Here is a 15,819-nt window from a genome sequence, read left to right on the forward strand (position 1 = left end):
GGCGTGCGATTAGGCGAATCGCCGGGATGGCTATATGCTCTCGGAGGCCCGCTCGCGAGCGGTGATCAGGGGCTATGGCGCAGTTGGTAGCGCGCCTCCATGGCATGGAGGAGGTCTGGGGTTCGAATCCCCATAGCTCCACAGACGATGCCCCGCCCTCACGGCGGGGCATTTTCGTGTCTCCGGCCTCAGTGGGCGAACGCGAATCCCGCCGCCCGGAGCTTGGCCGAGCTCACCGGTACGGTCGGCGTCCTGATCTCGCCGCGGAAGGTCAGCGGCGGCCACCCTCCGGCGGCGCAGATCTCGCCGAACACCTCCGCGTTCGTCCGGGGCGCGACGGCATCGGGGACGGCGTTGTAGATCCCCGTCAGGCCCTCGCCGACGACGAAGCCGAGGGCGGACGCCGCGTCCCTGTAGTCGATCCGGTAGAGCAGCGCCTCGGCGGAGAAGGGGACGCTCCCGCCCAGCATCTCGTGGGCGAGCTTCACCCGCGCCGGGTAGTCCATGTCACGCGGATGCCCGTACACGTCGGGGATGCGGACGACCGCCCCGCCGGCCGTGGCGAGCACGGCGGCCTCGGCGGCGGCGAAGTTGCGCGGGGAGGCGTCGGGGTCGCCGGTCACGGGCGTGTCCTCGTCCACCACGGCTCCCGTGCCGGCGCCGTAGACGGACACGGAGCTGGTGAAGACCACGCGGGGATGCGCCTCGACGGCGGTGCGGGCGCTGGCGGTCAGCGTGTCCGCGTACTCGGCGACCCGCTGGGCGGCGTCGAAGGAACGGGTCAGGCGCGGGCTCACGGTCAGGACGACCGCGTCGGCCTCCTCGACCACCCGCTGGACGGCCGCCCGGTCGCTGCCCCGCAGGACCGCCACGTCCGAGCACACCTCCCGGAGCTCGCCGACGCGGCCGGGCGTGGTGGTGGTGCCGGTCACCCGGTGGCCGGCGGCGGTCCAGCGGCGGGCCAGCTCCATGCCGACGTTGCCGCAACCGATGATCACATAACGCACGTCACGACCTCCTGAGGGAAACGCTGTTTCACTTTGCCTCATGGACCGCCCCGTACGCCAGCGAAACCGCGGCGGGCGGGGGAGTATGAGGGAGGGCTTTCGGCAGGAGGAGACATGGGCGAGCCGGTCGCGGAGGCGCGGTTGCGCCAGGTCGTGGACGGGGTGTTCGCGTGGGTGCAGCCGGACGGGACCTGGTGGGTGAACAACGCGGGCGCCGTCGCCGGTGACGGGGCCGTCCTCGTGGTCGACACGTGCGCCACCGAGCAGCGGACCAGGCGGTTCCTGGGGGCGCTGGACGAGGCCACCGGGGGCGTGCCGGTGCGGATGGCGGTCAACACCCATCAGCACGGCGATCACGCGTACGGCAACAGCCTGCTTCCCGAGGCCGCCGTGCTGTTCGGGCACGAGGCCATGCGGGAGGCGCTGCTGGCGGACTTCGTCATCGACGGGTGCCCGCCGTTCTGGACGCCGGTGCCCGACTGGGGGAACGTCACGCGGCGGGCGGCGGGTCGAGTTGCGGCACCCCGGGTACGCGGCGCACACGCCGGGCGACGTGGTGGCGTGGCTGCCCGAGGAGCGGGTGCTGTTCACCGGCGACCTGATCTTCAACGGGCTGACGCCGCTGGTGATGATGGGGTCCGTACGGGGCGCGCTGGAGTCGCTGGAGTGGCTGGCGGCGTTCGGGGCCGAGCACGTGGTGCCGGGGCACGGGCCCCTGGCGGACGCGGCGTCGCTGCCGGGGATCCTGGCGGCGCACGAGCGCTACTACCGGCTCGTGCTCGACGTCGCGCGGAAGGGGCGCGAGCACGGGCTCACTCCCCTGGCGGCGGCGCGGGGGGCCGACCTGGGCGAGTTCGCCGCGTGGGACGACTCCGAGCGGCTGGTGCTCAACCTGCACCGGGCGTACGCGGACGCCGAGGGGGGCGAGGTGGATCTGCTCACCGCCTTCGGCGACGCGATGACCTACCACGGCGGCCCGCTGCCGACCCGGGTCTGACGGCGGCCCGCCTTCTGGCAGCATGGCCGGGTGATCAATCCGACGACCACGGTCCGGGGGTTCGCCGCGGGGGATGAGGGGCCGCTCGTGGCGGCCTGGAACCGCGGGATGCCCGCCGACCCCACGACGTCCGGCTGGCTGCGTGACTGCGTGCTGCTCGATCCCAACTTCGACCCCGAGGGGCTGCGAGTGGCCGTGGTCGGCGGGGAGTTCGCCGGGTGCGCGTACGGGGTGCGCAGGCTGGTTCCGCTCGCCCCGTCGACCGATCTGGAGCCGGGCATCGGGTGGATCCCGTTCTTCTTCGTGGCGCCGGAGCATCGGGGGCGCGGGCTGGGGCGGCGGCTGGTGGAGGAGGCGCTGGCGTTCCTGGCGCGGCATGGGCGCACGACGGTGGAGTTCGCCCCGTACACGCCCAACTACGTGCTGCCCGGGGTGGACGCGGCGGTCTATCCGGACGCGTACCGGCTGCTTGAGAGGCTGGGCTTCCGGACGTTGTACACGCCGGTGGCCATGGACCGCACGCTCGTCGGCTACACGATGCCGGACGAGGTGCGGGAGCTGCGGGCGGCGCGGGAGCGGGAGGGGTACGCGTTCCGGGCGCCGGCCGATGGGGAGCTGCCGGAGCTGATCAGGTTCGCGGCCGGGGTGTTCAATCCCGACTGGGGCGAGGCGATCAGGAGGATGGGCGACCGGGGGCGGCTGCTCGTCGCGGTGAGGGAGCGCATCGTGGGGTTCGCGGCGTACGGGGCGTACCGGGAGATCCCCGAGCGGTTCGGGCCGTTCGGTGTGGACCCCGCCGAACGCGGCACCGGGCTCGGCAAGATCCTGCTCCACGCGGCCATGACCGGGATGCGGGCCGAGGGGCTGCACGGGTCGTGGTTCCTGTGGACCGGCGAGACCGGCCCGGCGGGGAACCTCTACACGAGAGCCGGGTACGAGGTCACCCGGCGGTTCCACGTGATGCGGCTGGTTCAGCCGCGGTAGCGGCGGACGATCCGCTCGGCGGTGTCGGCGACCCGCTCGCGCAGCTCCGGAGGGGAGACCACCTCGGCGTCGGCGCCCAGCCTCAGGAACTCGGCCACCGCGTGCCCGACGGACTCGATGGGCAGCGTCACCGTGATCCAGCCCTCCTCGTCCGGCGGCTGGGCCGTCTCCTTCGCCGCCGCGACCACGCCGGGCGTCATCAGGTCGCGCAGCCGCTCCAGGCCGGACGGCGACAGCCGCACCACCGCCTCGCCCCGGCGCAGCCTGGCCTCGAACTCCGCCAGGTAGCCCTGCCAGTGGGCGGCCAGGTCGAAGCCCGCCGGGCGGGTGATCCGGCCCGGCAGCGGGTGGAGCTCCAGGATCTGCGACACGCGGTAGGTGCGCACGCCGTCGCCGCAGCGGGCCACCAGATACCACCGCCCGGCCTTGACTACCAGCCCGTACGGCTCCAGCCGGCGTTCCACCTCCTGGGGCGCCCGCCAGCGGCGGTAGCGGACCCGCAGCGGGTGCTCGTTCCACACGGCCTCGGCCACGGCCGGCAGGTGGGTGACCGGCTCCGGATCCCGATACCAAGCCGGGGCGTCCAGCAGGAAGCGCTCCTGGATGCGGCCGGCCCGGTCGCGCAGCTCCACCGGCAGCGCCGCCATCAGCTTGAGCTGGGCGGCCGCCACGACCGCGCCCAGCCCCAGCTCGGCCGCCGGGCCCGGCAGCCCGGCCAGGAACAGCGACTCGGCCTCGTCGGCGGTCAGCCCGGTCAACCTGGTGCGGTAGCCGTCGAGCAACTGGTAGCCGCCGCTCGGCCCGGCGTCGCCGTAGAGCGGGATGCCGGCGGCGTGCAGCGAGTCCACGTCGCGGTAGATCGTGCGGACCGACACCTCCAGCCGCTCGGCGAGCTCCCTGGCCGTCATCCGGCCCCGCGTCTGCAGGAGCAGCAGGATCGAGACGAGGCGGGAGGCGCGCACATCACTGACACTACATGTCAGCGACCCGCCCTTACCGTCTCCGCATGAACGACTTCGACTTCCTCGCCGGCACCTGGAACGTGGCCAACCGCCGCCTGGTCAAGCGTCTGGCCGGCAGCGACGACTGGGAGGAGTTCCCGGGCGTCTCCACCAGCACCCGCCACTTCGGCGGCGCCGCCAACTTCGACGAGATCCACTTCCCGACCCTCGGCTACAGCGGGCTGACGCTGCGGCTGTACGAGCCGGCCACGCGGCTGTGGTCCATCTACTGGTCCAGCAGCCGCACCGGCACGCTCGACCTGCCGCCCATGGTGGGCGGCTTCGACGGCGACCGCGGCCGGTTCTACGCCGACGAACTGCATGAGGGGACGCCGGTGCGCTCCCGGTTCCTCTGGACCGTGCTCGGGCCGGACGCCTGCCGGTGGGAGCAGGCGCTCTCGGCCGACGGCGAGCGGACCTGGGAGACCAACTGGACGATGGACTTCACCAGGGCCTAGGAGTTCGCCGACAGCAGCACGGCCGCGGCCAGGGCCACCACCAGCAGCAGGACGCCGCCCACCGCGAACAGCCACCACCAGCCCGACCGGGACTTCCTGGTCTCGTAGGCGACGTCGGGCAGCAGGTCCGGCGTGTAGTCGAGCCGCTGCGTCCGGTTGTCCTCCAGAGGCGGCATGCGCGGAGGCTGGGGGAACAGGGGCGCCGCGTTCGCGGGCGGCGGGAGGGGGTGCGGGGGCGTCGCCTGCCGCCGCGGCGGGGGCGGGGCCGGGCCGTCCCAGCGACGCCTGATCGTCATGTCCCCTTCGGGACCGCCGGGCTGCTCTGGATTCATGATGCCCTTCGGAGGCGGGGTGTGCTCCAAGATTGTCACATCTGCCGCCTTCGTCCCATCCGGATCGGTCAGGTCGGGGGCTGCTGCCAGCCCTGCGGGTTCTGGTAGGGCCCGGGGTTCGGGTTCTGGTACGGGCCCGCCTGCGGGTTCTGGTGCGGGCCGGCCGGGGGCTGCTGCTGGGGCGGGCCGGGCTGCTGCCAGCCCTGCTGGGGGCCGGGCTGCGGCTGCTGCCAACCCGGGGCGGCGGGCTGCGGGGTGCGGCGGGCTACCACGGCCCAGATCAGGAGGCCGACGCCCGTCGTCGCCAGCACGAACGAGACCAGCCCCAGCAACGCCAGCACGCCGCCCGCCTCGCGGAGGCCGACGGTCTCCACGATGGTCCGCAGGAAGATCGTCTGGCCGAGCCGGAGCAGGCCCTCCAGCAGCAGCGCGACGCAGCCCAGCAGGCCGATGACCGCCGCGCGTCCGTGGGTCCGCCGGCCCATGGCCGTGACCACGACGCCGATGCCCGGCACCGCGCAGGACAGGATCGCGAGCAGCACGTTGAGGAGGTTCGAAGAGGCCATGCCGGAGATCTCCATCCGTCAGGGGGTCTTTTTCCCGGGGGCGGCGGCGGGGCGTGCCTTCTCCACCGCTTCGATGATCGGTGCGAGGTCCAGCCTGCCTCGGTAGCGTACGCCGTTGATGAACAGGGTCGGGGTGCCTCGTACCCCGCTTTCCCGGCCTGATCGCTCGTCGCGCTCGATCCTGGCGGCGCGGGCGGCGATCGGAGCCGACAGGTCGACCTTCAGCTCGGCCGCGTAACGCGCGAGGTCGGCGTCGGCGAGTGCGCGCTGGGCGGCGTAGAGCTTGTCGTGCATCTCCCAGAACCGGCCGTCGCGGGCGGCCGCCTCGGCCACCAGCGCGGCGGCCAGCGCGCGCGGGTGCATGTCGCGGAGCGGGTAGTGGCGGAACACGAACCGCACGTCGGGGCGGCGGCGCCGCAGCTCCTCCAGGATCGGGTGCAGCCGCCCGCAGTAGGGGCACTCGAAGTCGCCGTACTCGACCACGGTGACGGCGGCGTCCGCCGGGCCGCGCACGTGGTCGTCGGGGCCGACCGGCGTGCTGAGCAGCTCCGGCCGCTCCTCCTCCGGCTCGGCGGCGGCGTCCGGAGGGGCGCACACGCCGCCCCGGTTCCACGCCAGTTTGAAGATGATCCAGCCGAGCAGCGCCGAGGCGATCGACCCGGCGAGGATGCCGATCTTGGCCTCGCTGATCAGCAGCGGGTCCTCGAAGGCCAGCTCCACGATGAACAGCGAGACCGTGAACCCGATGCCGGACACCGCCGCGCCGCCCAGCAGCTGGCCCCACACCAGGTTGCCCGGCAGGATGCCCCAGTTGAGCCGGAGCGGCAGCCAGGTGCCGAGGGTGATGCCGAGGAGCTTGCCGGCGAGCAGGCCCAGCGCCACGCCGATGGAGATCGGCGAGGTCATCGCCGCGCTCAGGGTCTCGCTGTCGAGCCGGATGCCGGCGTTGGCCAGCGCGAAGATCGGCACGATCACGTAGCTGCTCCACGGGTGGAGCAGCAGCTGCAGCCGTTCGTTCACGGAGACCGACATGCGCACCAGCCGCGTCGCCTCCACGGCCGCCCGCGGGTTGGGCGCGTAGGTCAGCTCCTGCACGGCCTCGCCGGCCCTGATCAGCTTCCGGTCGCTGGGCGCGTACACGAAAACCAGCACGCCGAGCGCGATGCCGACCAGCGTCGGGTGCACGCCGCTCTCCAGCGTCGCCACCCACAGCGCGAAGCCGAGCACGATGTACGCGGGCGCGCGCCAGATCCGCAGCCACCGCAGCAGCATGATCGCGGCGAGCAGCAGCACCGCGGTGACGAGCGCGGGGACGGACAGGCTCGCCGTGTAGAAGATGGCGATGATCATGATGGCGAGCACGTCGTCCACGATCGCCAGCGTGAGCAGGAAGGCCCGCAGCGGGTCGGGGCAGCGCGCCCCCACCACGGCGAGCAGGCCCAGCACGAACGCGGTGTCGGTGGCGATCGGCACGCCCCAGCCGACGGCGCCGGGCCCGCCCGCGTTGAGCATCAGGTAGATGCCCGCGGGGACGACCAGCCCGCCGAGCGCGGCGAGGGCCGGCACGGCGACCAGCCGGCGGTCGCGCATCTGCCCGAGGCGCATCTCGTAGGAGATCTCCAGGCCGATGACGAAGAAGAAGATCGCCATCAGCCCGTCGTTCACCCAGTGGCGCAGATCGAGGGAGAACGTGGCGTCGCCGAACGTGAGCCCGACCGGGATGTGCCAGAACGCCTCGTAGGTGTCGCCCCACGGCGAGTTGGCCCAGAGCATGGCCACGATCGTGGCGGCGAGCAGCAGCGTGGTGCTGCCTGCCTCGGTCTTGAATATCGCCCGGAGCATCGGCGGCTCACCCCCTGCGCTCGATCTTAAGGTTCCGCGGGGAGTGCACGGGTGACCCTTTCGACTTAGGTAAGCCTAAGCTAATATGCGGACCACGAATCGGTAAAGCCGGAGGAGTCCCCATGCCCACTGTCCCGCGTAGGGGACTCGTCGCCCTCGCCGTCGCCGCTCTGCTGGGAACCGCTGCGTGCGGCGGGACGGAGGCGCCGCCCGCGTCCGCGCCGTCCGCCTCCGCGCAGGAAGCCTGGAGCTGGACGGACGATCGCGGCAAGAAGATCTCCCTGCCGGCGCGGCCGGAGCGGGTGGTGGCCCAGTCCGCCTCCGCGGCGGCGCTGTGGGACTTCGGCGTGCGCCCGGTCGCCGTGTTCGGCCCGCACCGGCTCAAGGACGGCGGGCGCGACCCCGAGGTGGGCGAGGTCGACATCGCCGCCGTCGAGTCGATCGGCAACACGTGGGGCGAGTTCAACGTCGAGAAGTTCATCTCGGTCCGGCCCGACCTGCTCGTCTCGGGCATGTACCTGAAGGACTCGCTCTGGTACGTGCCCGAGGAGTCGGCGGACGCCATCGAGCAGGTCGCCCCGACGCTCGGCGTCCTGCTCGGCGGCAAGAAGCTCACCGAGGTCATCGAGCGCTACGCCGGCCTGGCCGCCGCGCTGGGCGCCGACCTGAACGCCGCGCCGGTCGCCGAGGCCAAGTCCCGCTTCGAGGCCGCGAGTGCCCAGCTCAGGGAGTCCGCCGCCGCGAGGCCGGGGCTGAAGGTCATGGTCGTCACGGCCACCCCCGACAACCTGTACGTCGCGTACCTGCCCGACCACCCCGACCTGGCCTACTTCAAGGAGCTGGGCCTCGACGTCGTCTCCCCGGCCAGTCCGACGGAGAGCGAGGGCGGTTTCTGGGAGGTGCTGAGCTGGGAGAACGCCGACAAGTACGAGGCCGACGTGATCCTGGTGGACGCCCGGGCCCAGTCCATGAAGGCCGGCGAGATGGCGAAGAAGCCGACCTGGAGCGAGCTGCCCGCGGTCAAGGCCGGTCAGGTCTACCCGTGGCGTGCGGCCGAACGGTACAGCTACCTGGGGTACGCCAAGGTGCTGGAGGAGCTGAAGACCAACGTGGATTCAGCCAAGGACGACGTAGTGGGCTGAAAATCGCATATCTGGGTCTTTTCAGGGTGCCTTGCTCTGGTTAACGTTCCAGCGCGACTTGAATCGGGGGAGACAGTCCCAACCAGATTCCTTGCGGAGGAGCCGAATGCGCTTCCACCTCCCCAAGGGCGTGGCCCGAGCCGGCACCCTGGCAGTGGCCCTCGCCCTTCCTCTCGCCTTCGTCACCCCGGCACAGGCGGATCCCGATCCGACGGCCTTGGCCAGATCGGTCAAGGCCAAGCCGGTCGTCCGGCACCTGGAGGCGTTCCAGCGGATCGCCGACGCCAACGGGGGCACCCGCGCCTCGGGCACGCCCGGCTACGACGCCTCGCGCGACTACGTCGCGGGCAAGCTGCGCCAGGCGGGTTACAAGGTCACGATCCAGCCGTTCGAGTTCCCGTTCTTCATGCAGAACTCCACGGCCACCATGCAACGGATCTCACCTGATCCGCGCACGTACACCCCGACCCCGCCGGACGGCAGCGTGGTCGGCGAGTTCGCGACCATGACGTACTCCGGCGCCGGGGACGTGACCGCGACCGTGCAGAACGTGGACCTGCAGATCCCGCCGCCCGCCCAGCCGGGCTCGACGTCCGGCTGCGAGCCGGCGGACTTCGCCGGCTTCACGCCCGGCAACATCGCCCTGATCCAGCGCGGCAGCTGCGACTTCCGCGTCAAGGCGGAGAATGCCCAGGCCGCGGGCGCCGCCGGGGTGATCATCTTCAACGAGGGCCAGGAAGGCCGCACCGCGACCCTGCAGGGCACCCTCGGCGTGCCCACGGTCACGATCCCCGTGGTCGGCACCGGCTTCGAGATCGGCGCCGAACTGGCCGCCACGACCAGCGTGGTGCGCCTGGCCACCGACACCGAGAGCGAGACCCGCACCACCTACAACGTGATCGCCGATTCCCGGAGCGGCAACCCGGGCAACGTCGTCATGTTCGGCGCGCACCTCGACAGCGTCACCGCCGGCCCCGGCATCAACGACAACGGCACCGGCAGCGCGGGCATCCTGGAGACCGCCCTGCTCATGGCCAAGCTGCCGACGGTCAACAAGCTGCGCTTCGCCTGGTGGGGCGCGGAAGAGCTGAACCTGATCGGCTCCGAGTACTACGTGGCGAACCTGCCGGCCGCGGAGCGCGCGAAGATCAAGCTGTACCTGAACTTCGACATGATCGGCTCGCCGAACTACGCGTACAAGATCTACGACGGCGACGACTCCGACGCGACCGGCGCGCCCGCGGGCCCGCCCGGCTCCGACGAGATCGAGGCGACGTTCGAGCGGTTCTTCGACGCGCTGCGCCTGCCGCACGGCGGCACCGACTTCGACGGCCGCTCCGACTACGGGCCGTTCATCGAGGCCGGCATCCCGTCCGGCGGCCTGTTCACCGGCGCCGAGGGCGTGAAGACCGAGGAGGAGGCCGCGAAGTACGGCGGCACGGCGGGAGCCGCCTACGACCCGTGCTACCACCGGGCCTGCGACACGATCGACAACGTCAGCACCGAGGCGCTGCTGGTCAACACGGGAGCCATCGTGCACTCAGCGGTGACCTACGCCTACGACCGCAGCCTGCCGGGCGGCACGACCGCCCGCACGAACGCCGGGGCGCCGCTCCAGATGCGCGGCGCGCCGTACCACGGGCACAACCACCAGGTCAGCCGGTAACCGTCACCGGCCGACACTCCGGCGGGGGAGCGGCGCACCACGCCGCTCCCCCTCTCACCCCCCACGGAGGACCCCGTGAAGTTACTCCCGGCGCTCTGCGCCGTCGTGCTCGCCGTCCCACTGGCCCTGACCGCGCCCGCCGCGGCGGCGGCCGCCGCTCCCGACATCCCCCTGTCGAACGTGAAGGCCCACCTGAGCCAGTTGCAGTCCATCGCCACCGCCAACGGCGGCAACCGGGCGCACGGCAGGCCCGGCTACCTGGCCTCCGCCAACTACGTCAGGAACCTGCTCAACGCCGCCGGCTACGCCACCACCCTCCAGTCGTTCACCTACAACGGCGCCACCGGCTACAACGTCATCGCCGACTGGCCCGGCGGCGACATGGACGACGTGCTCATGGTCGGCGCCCACCTCGACAGCGTGACCGCCGGCCCCGGCATCAACGACAACGGCTCGGGCTCGGCCGCCATCCTCGAAGTCGCGCTGGAGGTGGCCCGCCAGGGGCTGCAGCCGAACCGGCACCTGCGCTTCGCCTGGTGGGGCGCCGAGGAGCTGGGGCTGCGCGGCTCCCGCTACTACGTGAACAACCTGCCCGCCGCCGAGCGCGCCAGGATCGGCGGCTACCTGAACTTCGACATGGTCGGCTCGCCCAACGCCGGCTACTTCATCTACGACGGCGACGACTCCGACGGCACCGGGGCGGGACCGGGCCCTGCCGGGTCGGCCGAGCTGGAGCAGGTCCTGCAGAGCTACTTCGCGGGCATCGGCGTGCCCACCCGGGGCACCGACTTCGACGGCCGCTCCGACTACGGGCCGTTCATCAGCGCCGGGATCCCGGCGGGCGGTACGTTCACCGGCGCCGAGGGCATCAAGTCCAGCGCCCAGGCGCAGCTCTGGGGCGGCACCGCCGGGCAGGCGTTCGACCCCTGCTACCACCGCTCCTGCGACACCACCGCGAACATCAGCGACACCGCGCTCGACCGCAACACGGACGCGGTCGCGCACGCCGTCTGGACCCTCGCGACCGCCGAGCAGCCGCAGCCCGTCTGGTCCGACACCTTCGAGACCGCCACCGGCTGGACGGTGAACCCCGGCGGCACCGACACCGCCACCACCGGCGTGTGGGAGCGCGGCGACCCGCAGGCCACCGACTCCAGCGGCCCCAAGCAGCTCGGCGCCACCACGAGCGGCGTCAACGCCCTGGTCACCGGCCCGCTCGCGGGTTCGAGCGCCGGCGCGTACGACATCGACGGCGGCGTGACCACCGTCAGGTCGCCGGCGATCACGCTCCCGACAAGCGGCCAGCTCCGGCTGTCGCTGTCGTGGTACCTGGCCCACGGCAGCAACGCCACCAGCGCCGACTTCTTCCGGGTACGGGTCGTCGGCACGACCACGGCGACCGTGGTGGAGCGGCTCGGCGCGGCCGTCGACCGCGACGCGGCCTGGGCCACCGCCACCGCCGACGTCTCCGCCTTCGCCGGGCAGACCGTGCGCGTCGTCGTCGAGGCGGCCGACGCGGGCACCGCGAGCCTCGTCGAGGCGGCGGTGGACGACGTCGTGATCACCCGGCAGTGAACCGGAGGGCCGGGCGGGACGCATCCCCGCCCGGCCCGTCACCCAGGACCCGGAAGGGACGCGGAGCCGGCCTCGCCGGAGGACTCCAGGGCGTCCAGGCACGCGGCGGCCTCCTCGACGTGGTCCTCGCCGAACACCCGGATGCCGTGGCGCTCCAGCAGGGCCGTGGTCACGCCCCGGCCCGCGGCGCGACGGCCGGTGAACGTCCCGTCGTACACGGCCAGCGTGCCGCACGACGGGCTGCCCTCCTTCAGCACCGCCAGCCGGGCCCCGGCGTCGCGGGCGGCGGCCAGCGCGGCCCGCGCCCCCGCCAGGAACTCGGCCGTCACGTCGGACCCGTCGGCGGCCAGCACGCGGGCCCGCCCGTCCAGCACCGCCGCCCCGCCCGCGCCGCCCTCGATCTCGGCGGCCGGCCGCGGCACGGGCAGCCCGCCCTGCACCTCAGGGCAGAACGCCACCAGCCGCCCCTCGCGCCGCCAGGCCGCCAGCCGCTCGTCGGAGCTGGTCTTGGCGCCGCCGTCGTAGCGGACCCGGCGGCCCATCAGGCACGCGCTGACGAGGATCCTCTCCATACCTCCGATCCTAGGCAGCGGCCCGAGGGCGCCGGACGGGATCGGGAACCGGCCCGGGCGGGCGATAACCTGTGCTGCGATGAACACCACCGTTGCCACGATCGTCATCGTCGGCGCGCTGCTGCTGGCGCTGGCGAGCCTGATCACCGCCATCCGCGACCGGCCCATGGGCGTGATCCTGCTGGCCGGGTTCGTCCTGCTCGAAGTGGCGGTCCTGGTGCAGGCGGGGTTCGTGATCGCCGCGCTGGCCGGCGGCGAGGGGCCGTCGGGCGAGGCGGTCACGATCTACGGCTACCTGATCGCCGAGGCGCTCATCCCGCCCGCCGGGGTGTTCCTCGGGCTCGCCGAGCGCAGCCGCTGGGGCCCGGCCATCCTGGTCGTGGCCGGGTTCGCGATCGCGGTGATGACCGGGCGGCTGCTGCAGATCTGGCAGGGCGTGGCGTGACCACCACCGGCATCGGCTCCGGCCCCGGCCGGGCGCTGCTCGCCCTCTACGGGCTGTTCGCGCTGGCCGCCGGAGCCAGGGCCGCCGTGCAGATCGCCACCAGGTTCGGCGAGGCGCCGCTCGCCTACTCGCTGTCGGCCTTCGCCGCGCTGGTCTACCTGCTGCTCACCGTCGCGCTCGCGCGCGGCGCGAGGCGGCTCGCGCTGGCGGCGCTCCTCATCGAGCTGGCCGGGGTGCTCGTCATCGGCACCGTGAGTCTGCTCGACCCGGCCGCCTTCCCCGACGAGACCGTCTGGTCGGGCTACGGCAAGGGCTACCTGTACATTCCGCTCGTGCTGCCGCTCGTGGGCCTCTACTGGCTGTGGCGCCGACGTTAGGCGCGCGCGTGCCCGGGCAGCAACGATTCCCATGAGTACGATCGAGCACGCCGTAGAGGTCAACGTTCCGATCAGGGTCGCGTACAACCAGTGGACCCAGTTCGAGAGCTTCCCCGAGTTCATGGAGGGCGTGGAGTCCATCAAGCAGGTCACGGACACGCGTACCCACTGGATCACCGAGATCGCCGGCGTCAAGCGGGAGTTCGACGCCGAGATCACCGAGCAGCACCCCGACGAGCGCGTCGCCTGGCGGTCGGTCGAGAGGCCGCACCAGGCCGGCGTCGTCACCTTCCACCGGCTCGGCCCGGAGACCGCGAGGGTCCAGCTCCAGATGGAGTACGACCCCGAGGGGTTCGTGGAGAAGGCCGGCGACTGGCTCAACATCGTCCAGGCGCGCGTCAAGGGCGACATGCAGCGCTTCAAGGAGTACATCGAGGGGCGCGGCGGCGAGACCGGCGCGTGGCGGGGCGACGTCCCCGGCCCGCACCAGCACGGCTCCGCGCTCGGCGGCGGCGACCGCCCGGTCCCGCCCGGCACGGTCGGCGGCGACACCGGCTTCCCCCAGGACCCCGGCACGCTCCCGCCTCCCGGCCCCGTCCCCCCGCGCAACGAGCCGCCCCAGGGCCCCCGGCCGGTTCTGTAACGTCCCCGTTCCCCCGCAAGCCCCCGATGTTTCGGGGGCTTTGCCATGCCCGTGGAATAGATGTCTCATTTGTAACTGTTATCCTGTCGATTCATCCCATGACTTGATGAGTGGAGGATTCCGTCCGGCATGAGCGTGCTCACTCAGGAGGCCCGGCCCAGAACCGGCCCTCTCGCCTGGCTCCTCGTGCTGGGGATCGTCCTGGCCGCGCTGAACCTGCGCACCGCCGTCACCAGCGTCGGCCCGCTGCTCGACCAGCTCGCCGCCGCGCTCGGCATGTCCAGCGTCGGCACCGGCCTGCTCACCACGCTGCCGGTGCTGGCCTTCGCCACCGTCGGCGCGGTCACGCCCACGCTGGCCCGCCGCGTCGGCGAGCACAGGCTGCTCCTGCTCGCCCTGGTCACGCTGGGCACGGGCATGCTGGTGCGGGTCCTGGTCGACTCCGCGCCGGTGTTCCTGGCCAGCAGCGCCGTCGCCCTGTCGGGCGGGGCCGTCGGCAACGTGCTCATCCCGACACTGATCAAGCGACACTTCCCGGCCCGCACCGGGGTCATGACCACCGTCTACACCACCTCGCTGGCCGTCGGCACCATGCTCGCCGCCGCGGCCACCGTGCCGATCGAGCAGGCCTCGGGCGACTGGCACGTGGCGCTGGGGGTGTGGGCGGCGCTGGCCGCGGTCTCCGCCATTCCGTGGCTCGCGCTCCTGCGCAGTGAGCCTGAGCGGGGCGACGGCCGGCCGGGTGGCGGCCTGCGCCGGATGGCGCGGAGCAGGCTGGCGTGGGCGATCGCCGTCTACTTCGGCACCCAGTCGATGATCGCGTACATCATGTTCGGCTGGCTCGCCACCATCCTCACCGACGGCGGCTACACGGTGAGCCAGGCGGGCGTGATCCTCGGCGTCTTCACCGCGCTGAACATCCCCGTCTCGCTCCTCGTCCCCCTCGTCGCCGCCCGCTTCCGCGACCAGCGGCCGGTGGTGGTCGGCCTGGTGGTCGCGTACACGGCCGGCTTCCTCGGGCTGTGGCTGGCGCCCGCCTCCACCGCGCCGGTGTGGGTGGTGCTGGTGGCGGCCGGCATGGGCTCGTTCCCGCTGGCGCTCACCATGCTCGCCGTGCGCACCCGCACGCCGGAGACCACGGCGTCGCTGTCGGCGTTCGGGCAGAGCGCCGGCTACCTCATCGCCGGCGCCGGCCCGCTGCTCGTCGGCGTGCTGCGCGAGGTGGGCGGCGGGTGGACGCTCCCGTACCTGCTGATCTTCGCCGTGCTGGTCGCGCAGCTGTTCACGGGCTTGTACGCGGGCCGTGACCGGTACGTGGAGGACGAGCGGCGGGTGTCTCTGCCAGGATGACGTCCGTGAACTCGACAGTCGTCACCTTTCCCTACGGTCATGTCAGTGGCCGTTCCACGATCGTCGAGGCCGTGCCGGTGGGGGAGCGGCACGGCCTCGTCGTCACCGAGACCCCGTTCCACCCCCTCGACCACACCTGGCCGGACCAGCCCGCCGACCGGGGCACCATCGGCGGGCTGCCGGTGCTCGACTGCGTGACCGGCGCCCGCCCGGCCGGGGGCGACATCGTCCTGGGCGGCGACATCCCGGTACGGCGCGGCGCCGACGGCTGGGACTGGCTGGTCGTGCACGTCACCGAGACCCCGCTGGACGTGGGCGCCGAGGTCGGCCTGGAGGTCGACGCCGGACACCGGGCCGCGCTCTCGGCCGGGCACACCGCCTGCCATCTGGCCGCGCTCGCCCTCAACGCCGCCCTGGCCGGCCGGTGGCGCAAGGAGCCCGCGCGCGACCGGCTCGGCAACCCCGACTTCGACCAGAGCGCCATCACCACCTCGCGGATCTCCCCGTACGGGAGCGTCGACGAGTACCGGCTGGGCAAGTCGCTGCGGAAGAAGGGGTTCACCGCCGAAGGGCTGGACCCGGAGGAGACGGCGCGCGAGGTCGCCGCCCGGCTGAAGGCGTGGGTGGCGGCCGACGCGCCGGTCCGGATCGACGTGCCGGGCACCGGGCTCACCGCCCGCCGCACCTGGCACTGCGCCCTGCCCGGCGGCGAGGCGTCGATCCCGTGCGGCGGCACCCACGTGCGGAGCACGGGAGAGCTGGGCGAGGTCACGGTCACGCTGGAGACCGGCGAGCAGTCGCTCACCATGCGCACCACCGTCACCCCGCGCTGACACATGACACGGGCGGCCCCGGATTCGGA

Annotated in this window: 16 protein-coding genes, 1 tRNA gene and 1 pseudogene; 12 read left to right on the forward strand and 6 right to left on the reverse strand. The window is 72.7% G+C overall.

What is annotated here, in order from left to right:
* Positions 1 to 68 precede the first annotated feature (68 nt).
* Positions 69 to 141, forward strand: a tRNA-Ala gene (locus AB0K05_RS40375).
* 47 nt (positions 142 to 188) lie between these two features.
* On the opposite strand, the gene AB0K05_RS40380 is transcribed toward AB0K05_RS40375, so the two are convergent.
* The gene (locus AB0K05_RS40380) at positions 189 to 1,007 is read right to left on the reverse strand and encodes an NAD(P)-binding domain-containing protein (RefSeq protein WP_271278521.1); all 819 of its coding nucleotides are present in this window, start codon (positions 1,005 to 1,007) and stop codon (positions 189 to 191) included.
* 114 nt (positions 1,008 to 1,121) lie between these two features.
* Between AB0K05_RS40380 and AB0K05_RS40385 the strand changes: the two are divergent.
* Together AB0K05_RS40385 and AB0K05_RS40390 are read left to right on the forward strand one after the other, a co-directional pair.
* A pseudogene (locus tag AB0K05_RS40385) lies at positions 1,122 to 2,004 on the forward strand (MBL fold metallo-hydrolase).
* A gap of 30 nt (positions 2,005 to 2,034) precedes the next feature.
* On the forward strand, positions 2,035 to 2,988 hold the full coding sequence (locus AB0K05_RS40390; RefSeq protein ID WP_271278523.1) for a GNAT family N-acetyltransferase: 954 nt from the start codon (positions 2,035 to 2,037) through the stop codon (positions 2,986 to 2,988).
* On the opposite strand, the gene AB0K05_RS40395 is transcribed toward AB0K05_RS40390, so the two are convergent.
* Positions 2,976 to 3,950, reverse strand: a complete 975-nt coding sequence (locus tag AB0K05_RS40395) for a YafY family protein (RefSeq protein WP_364236580.1) — start codon at positions 3,948 to 3,950, stop codon at positions 2,976 to 2,978. The genes AB0K05_RS40390 and AB0K05_RS40395 overlap by 13 nt on opposite strands.
* Before the next feature lie 44 nt (positions 3,951 to 3,994).
* Here AB0K05_RS40395 and AB0K05_RS40400 point away from each other — a divergent pair, with 44 nt between their 5' ends.
* Positions 3,995 to 4,447, forward strand: coding sequence for a hypothetical protein (locus AB0K05_RS40400; RefSeq protein WP_148029989.1), 453 nt, complete (start codon positions 3,995 to 3,997; stop codon positions 4,445 to 4,447).
* On the opposite strand, the gene AB0K05_RS40405 is transcribed toward AB0K05_RS40400, so the two are convergent.
* The 3 genes from AB0K05_RS40405 to nhaA all read right to left on the reverse strand — a co-directional run bounded on the left by AB0K05_RS40405 (position 4,444) and on the right by nhaA (position 7,187).
* Positions 4,444 to 4,743, reverse strand: coding sequence for a hypothetical protein (locus tag AB0K05_RS40405; protein WP_271278525.1), 300 nt, complete (start codon positions 4,741 to 4,743; stop codon positions 4,444 to 4,446). The two genes, AB0K05_RS40400 and AB0K05_RS40405, sit on opposite strands and share 4 nt — an antisense overlap.
* 104 nt (positions 4,744 to 4,847) lie before the next feature.
* Positions 4,848 to 5,345: a hypothetical protein gene (locus AB0K05_RS40410; RefSeq protein ID WP_271278526.1), complete on the reverse strand. Its 498-nt coding sequence runs from the start codon at positions 5,343 to 5,345 to the stop codon at positions 4,848 to 4,850.
* Between the two features lie 18 nt (positions 5,346 to 5,363).
* The gene (gene nhaA, locus AB0K05_RS40415) at positions 5,364 to 7,187 is read right to left on the reverse strand and encodes a Na+/H+ antiporter NhaA (RefSeq protein WP_364236584.1); all 1,824 of its coding nucleotides are present in this window, start codon (positions 7,185 to 7,187) and stop codon (positions 5,364 to 5,366) included.
* Positions 7,188 to 7,309: 122 nt separating this feature from the next.
* On the opposite strand from nhaA, the gene AB0K05_RS40420 reads away from it, so the two are divergent.
* From AB0K05_RS40420 to AB0K05_RS40430, 3 genes are all read left to right on the forward strand, one after another.
* Complete coding sequence (locus AB0K05_RS40420) at positions 7,310 to 8,329, forward strand: ABC transporter substrate-binding protein (protein ID WP_271278528.1); 1,020 nt, start codon at positions 7,310 to 7,312, stop codon at positions 8,327 to 8,329.
* A 106-nt stretch (positions 8,330 to 8,435) separates the two neighbouring features.
* On the forward strand, positions 8,436 to 9,995 hold the full coding sequence (locus AB0K05_RS40425; RefSeq protein ID WP_271278529.1) for a M28 family metallopeptidase: 1,560 nt from the start codon (positions 8,436 to 8,438) through the stop codon (positions 9,993 to 9,995).
* Between the two features lie 75 nt (positions 9,996 to 10,070).
* The gene (locus tag AB0K05_RS40430) at positions 10,071 to 11,570 is read left to right on the forward strand and encodes a M28 family metallopeptidase (RefSeq protein ID WP_271278530.1); all 1,500 of its coding nucleotides are present in this window, start codon (positions 10,071 to 10,073) and stop codon (positions 11,568 to 11,570) included.
* A gap of 38 nt (positions 11,571 to 11,608) precedes the next feature.
* On the opposite strand, the gene AB0K05_RS40435 is transcribed toward AB0K05_RS40430, so the two are convergent.
* A complete protein-coding gene (locus tag AB0K05_RS40435; RefSeq protein WP_271278531.1) occupies positions 11,609 to 12,142 on the reverse strand; it encodes a DUF523 domain-containing protein in 534 nt (177 codons plus the stop codon).
* A gap of 79 nt (positions 12,143 to 12,221) precedes the next feature.
* On the opposite strand from AB0K05_RS40435, the gene AB0K05_RS40440 reads away from it, so the two are divergent.
* The 5 genes from AB0K05_RS40440 (at position 12,222) to AB0K05_RS40460 (ending at position 15,790) form a co-directional block, all read left to right on the forward strand.
* Positions 12,222 to 12,587 (forward strand): hypothetical protein, encoded by a 366-nt coding sequence (locus AB0K05_RS40440; protein ID WP_148029997.1) that lies wholly within the window; start codon positions 12,222 to 12,224, stop codon positions 12,585 to 12,587.
* Positions 12,584 to 12,964 (forward strand): hypothetical protein, encoded by a 381-nt coding sequence (locus tag AB0K05_RS40445; protein ID WP_271278533.1) that lies wholly within the window; start codon positions 12,584 to 12,586, stop codon positions 12,962 to 12,964. The genes AB0K05_RS40440 and AB0K05_RS40445 overlap by 4 nt, the downstream gene beginning before the upstream one ends.
* A 31-nt stretch (positions 12,965 to 12,995) precedes the next feature.
* On the forward strand, positions 12,996 to 13,607 hold the full coding sequence (locus AB0K05_RS40450; protein ID WP_219548627.1) for an SRPBCC family protein: 612 nt from the start codon (positions 12,996 to 12,998) through the stop codon (positions 13,605 to 13,607).
* 129 nt (positions 13,608 to 13,736) lie between these two features.
* On the forward strand, positions 13,737 to 14,957 hold the full coding sequence (locus AB0K05_RS40455; RefSeq protein WP_271278535.1) for an MFS transporter: 1,221 nt from the start codon (positions 13,737 to 13,739) through the stop codon (positions 14,955 to 14,957).
* 5 nt (positions 14,958 to 14,962) lie between these two features.
* Positions 14,963 to 15,790 (forward strand): metal-dependent hydrolase, encoded by an 828-nt coding sequence (locus AB0K05_RS40460; RefSeq protein ID WP_271278536.1) that lies wholly within the window; start codon positions 14,963 to 14,965, stop codon positions 15,788 to 15,790.
* Positions 15,791 to 15,819: the final 29 nt, after the last annotated feature.

Source organism: Nonomuraea sp. NPDC049486, assembly GCF_040676925.1.
Taxonomy (GTDB): domain Bacteria; phylum Actinomycetota; class Actinomycetes; order Streptosporangiales; family Streptosporangiaceae; genus Nonomuraea; species Nonomuraea ferruginea.

Excerpts from the sequence above, each read along its gene's own strand:
- AB0K05_RS40400 (WP_148029989.1), top strand. The coding sequence starts at position 3,995 with ATGAACGACTTCGACTTCCTCGCCGGCACCTGGAACGTGGCCAACCGC.
- AB0K05_RS40405 (WP_271278525.1), bottom strand. The coding sequence starts at position 4,743 with ATGACGATCAGGCGTCGCTGGGACGGCCCGGCCCCGCCCCCGCCGCGG.
- AB0K05_RS40410 (WP_271278526.1), bottom strand. The coding sequence starts at position 5,345 with ATGGCCTCTTCGAACCTCCTCAACGTGCTGCTCGCGATCCTGTCCTGC.
- nhaA (WP_364236584.1), bottom strand. The coding sequence starts at position 7,187 with ATGCTCCGGGCGATATTCAAGACCGAGGCAGGCAGCACCACGCTGCTG.
- AB0K05_RS40420 (WP_271278528.1), top strand. The coding sequence starts at position 7,310 with ATGCCCACTGTCCCGCGTAGGGGACTCGTCGCCCTCGCCGTCGCCGCT.
- AB0K05_RS40425 (WP_271278529.1), top strand. The coding sequence starts at position 8,436 with ATGCGCTTCCACCTCCCCAAGGGCGTGGCCCGAGCCGGCACCCTGGCA.
- AB0K05_RS40435 (WP_271278531.1), bottom strand. The coding sequence starts at position 12,142 with ATGGAGAGGATCCTCGTCAGCGCGTGCCTGATGGGCCGCCGGGTCCGC.
- AB0K05_RS40440 (WP_148029997.1), top strand. The coding sequence starts at position 12,222 with ATGAACACCACCGTTGCCACGATCGTCATCGTCGGCGCGCTGCTGCTG.
- AB0K05_RS40450 (WP_219548627.1), top strand. The coding sequence starts at position 12,996 with ATGAGTACGATCGAGCACGCCGTAGAGGTCAACGTTCCGATCAGGGTC.
- AB0K05_RS40455 (WP_271278535.1), top strand. The coding sequence starts at position 13,737 with ATGAGCGTGCTCACTCAGGAGGCCCGGCCCAGAACCGGCCCTCTCGCC.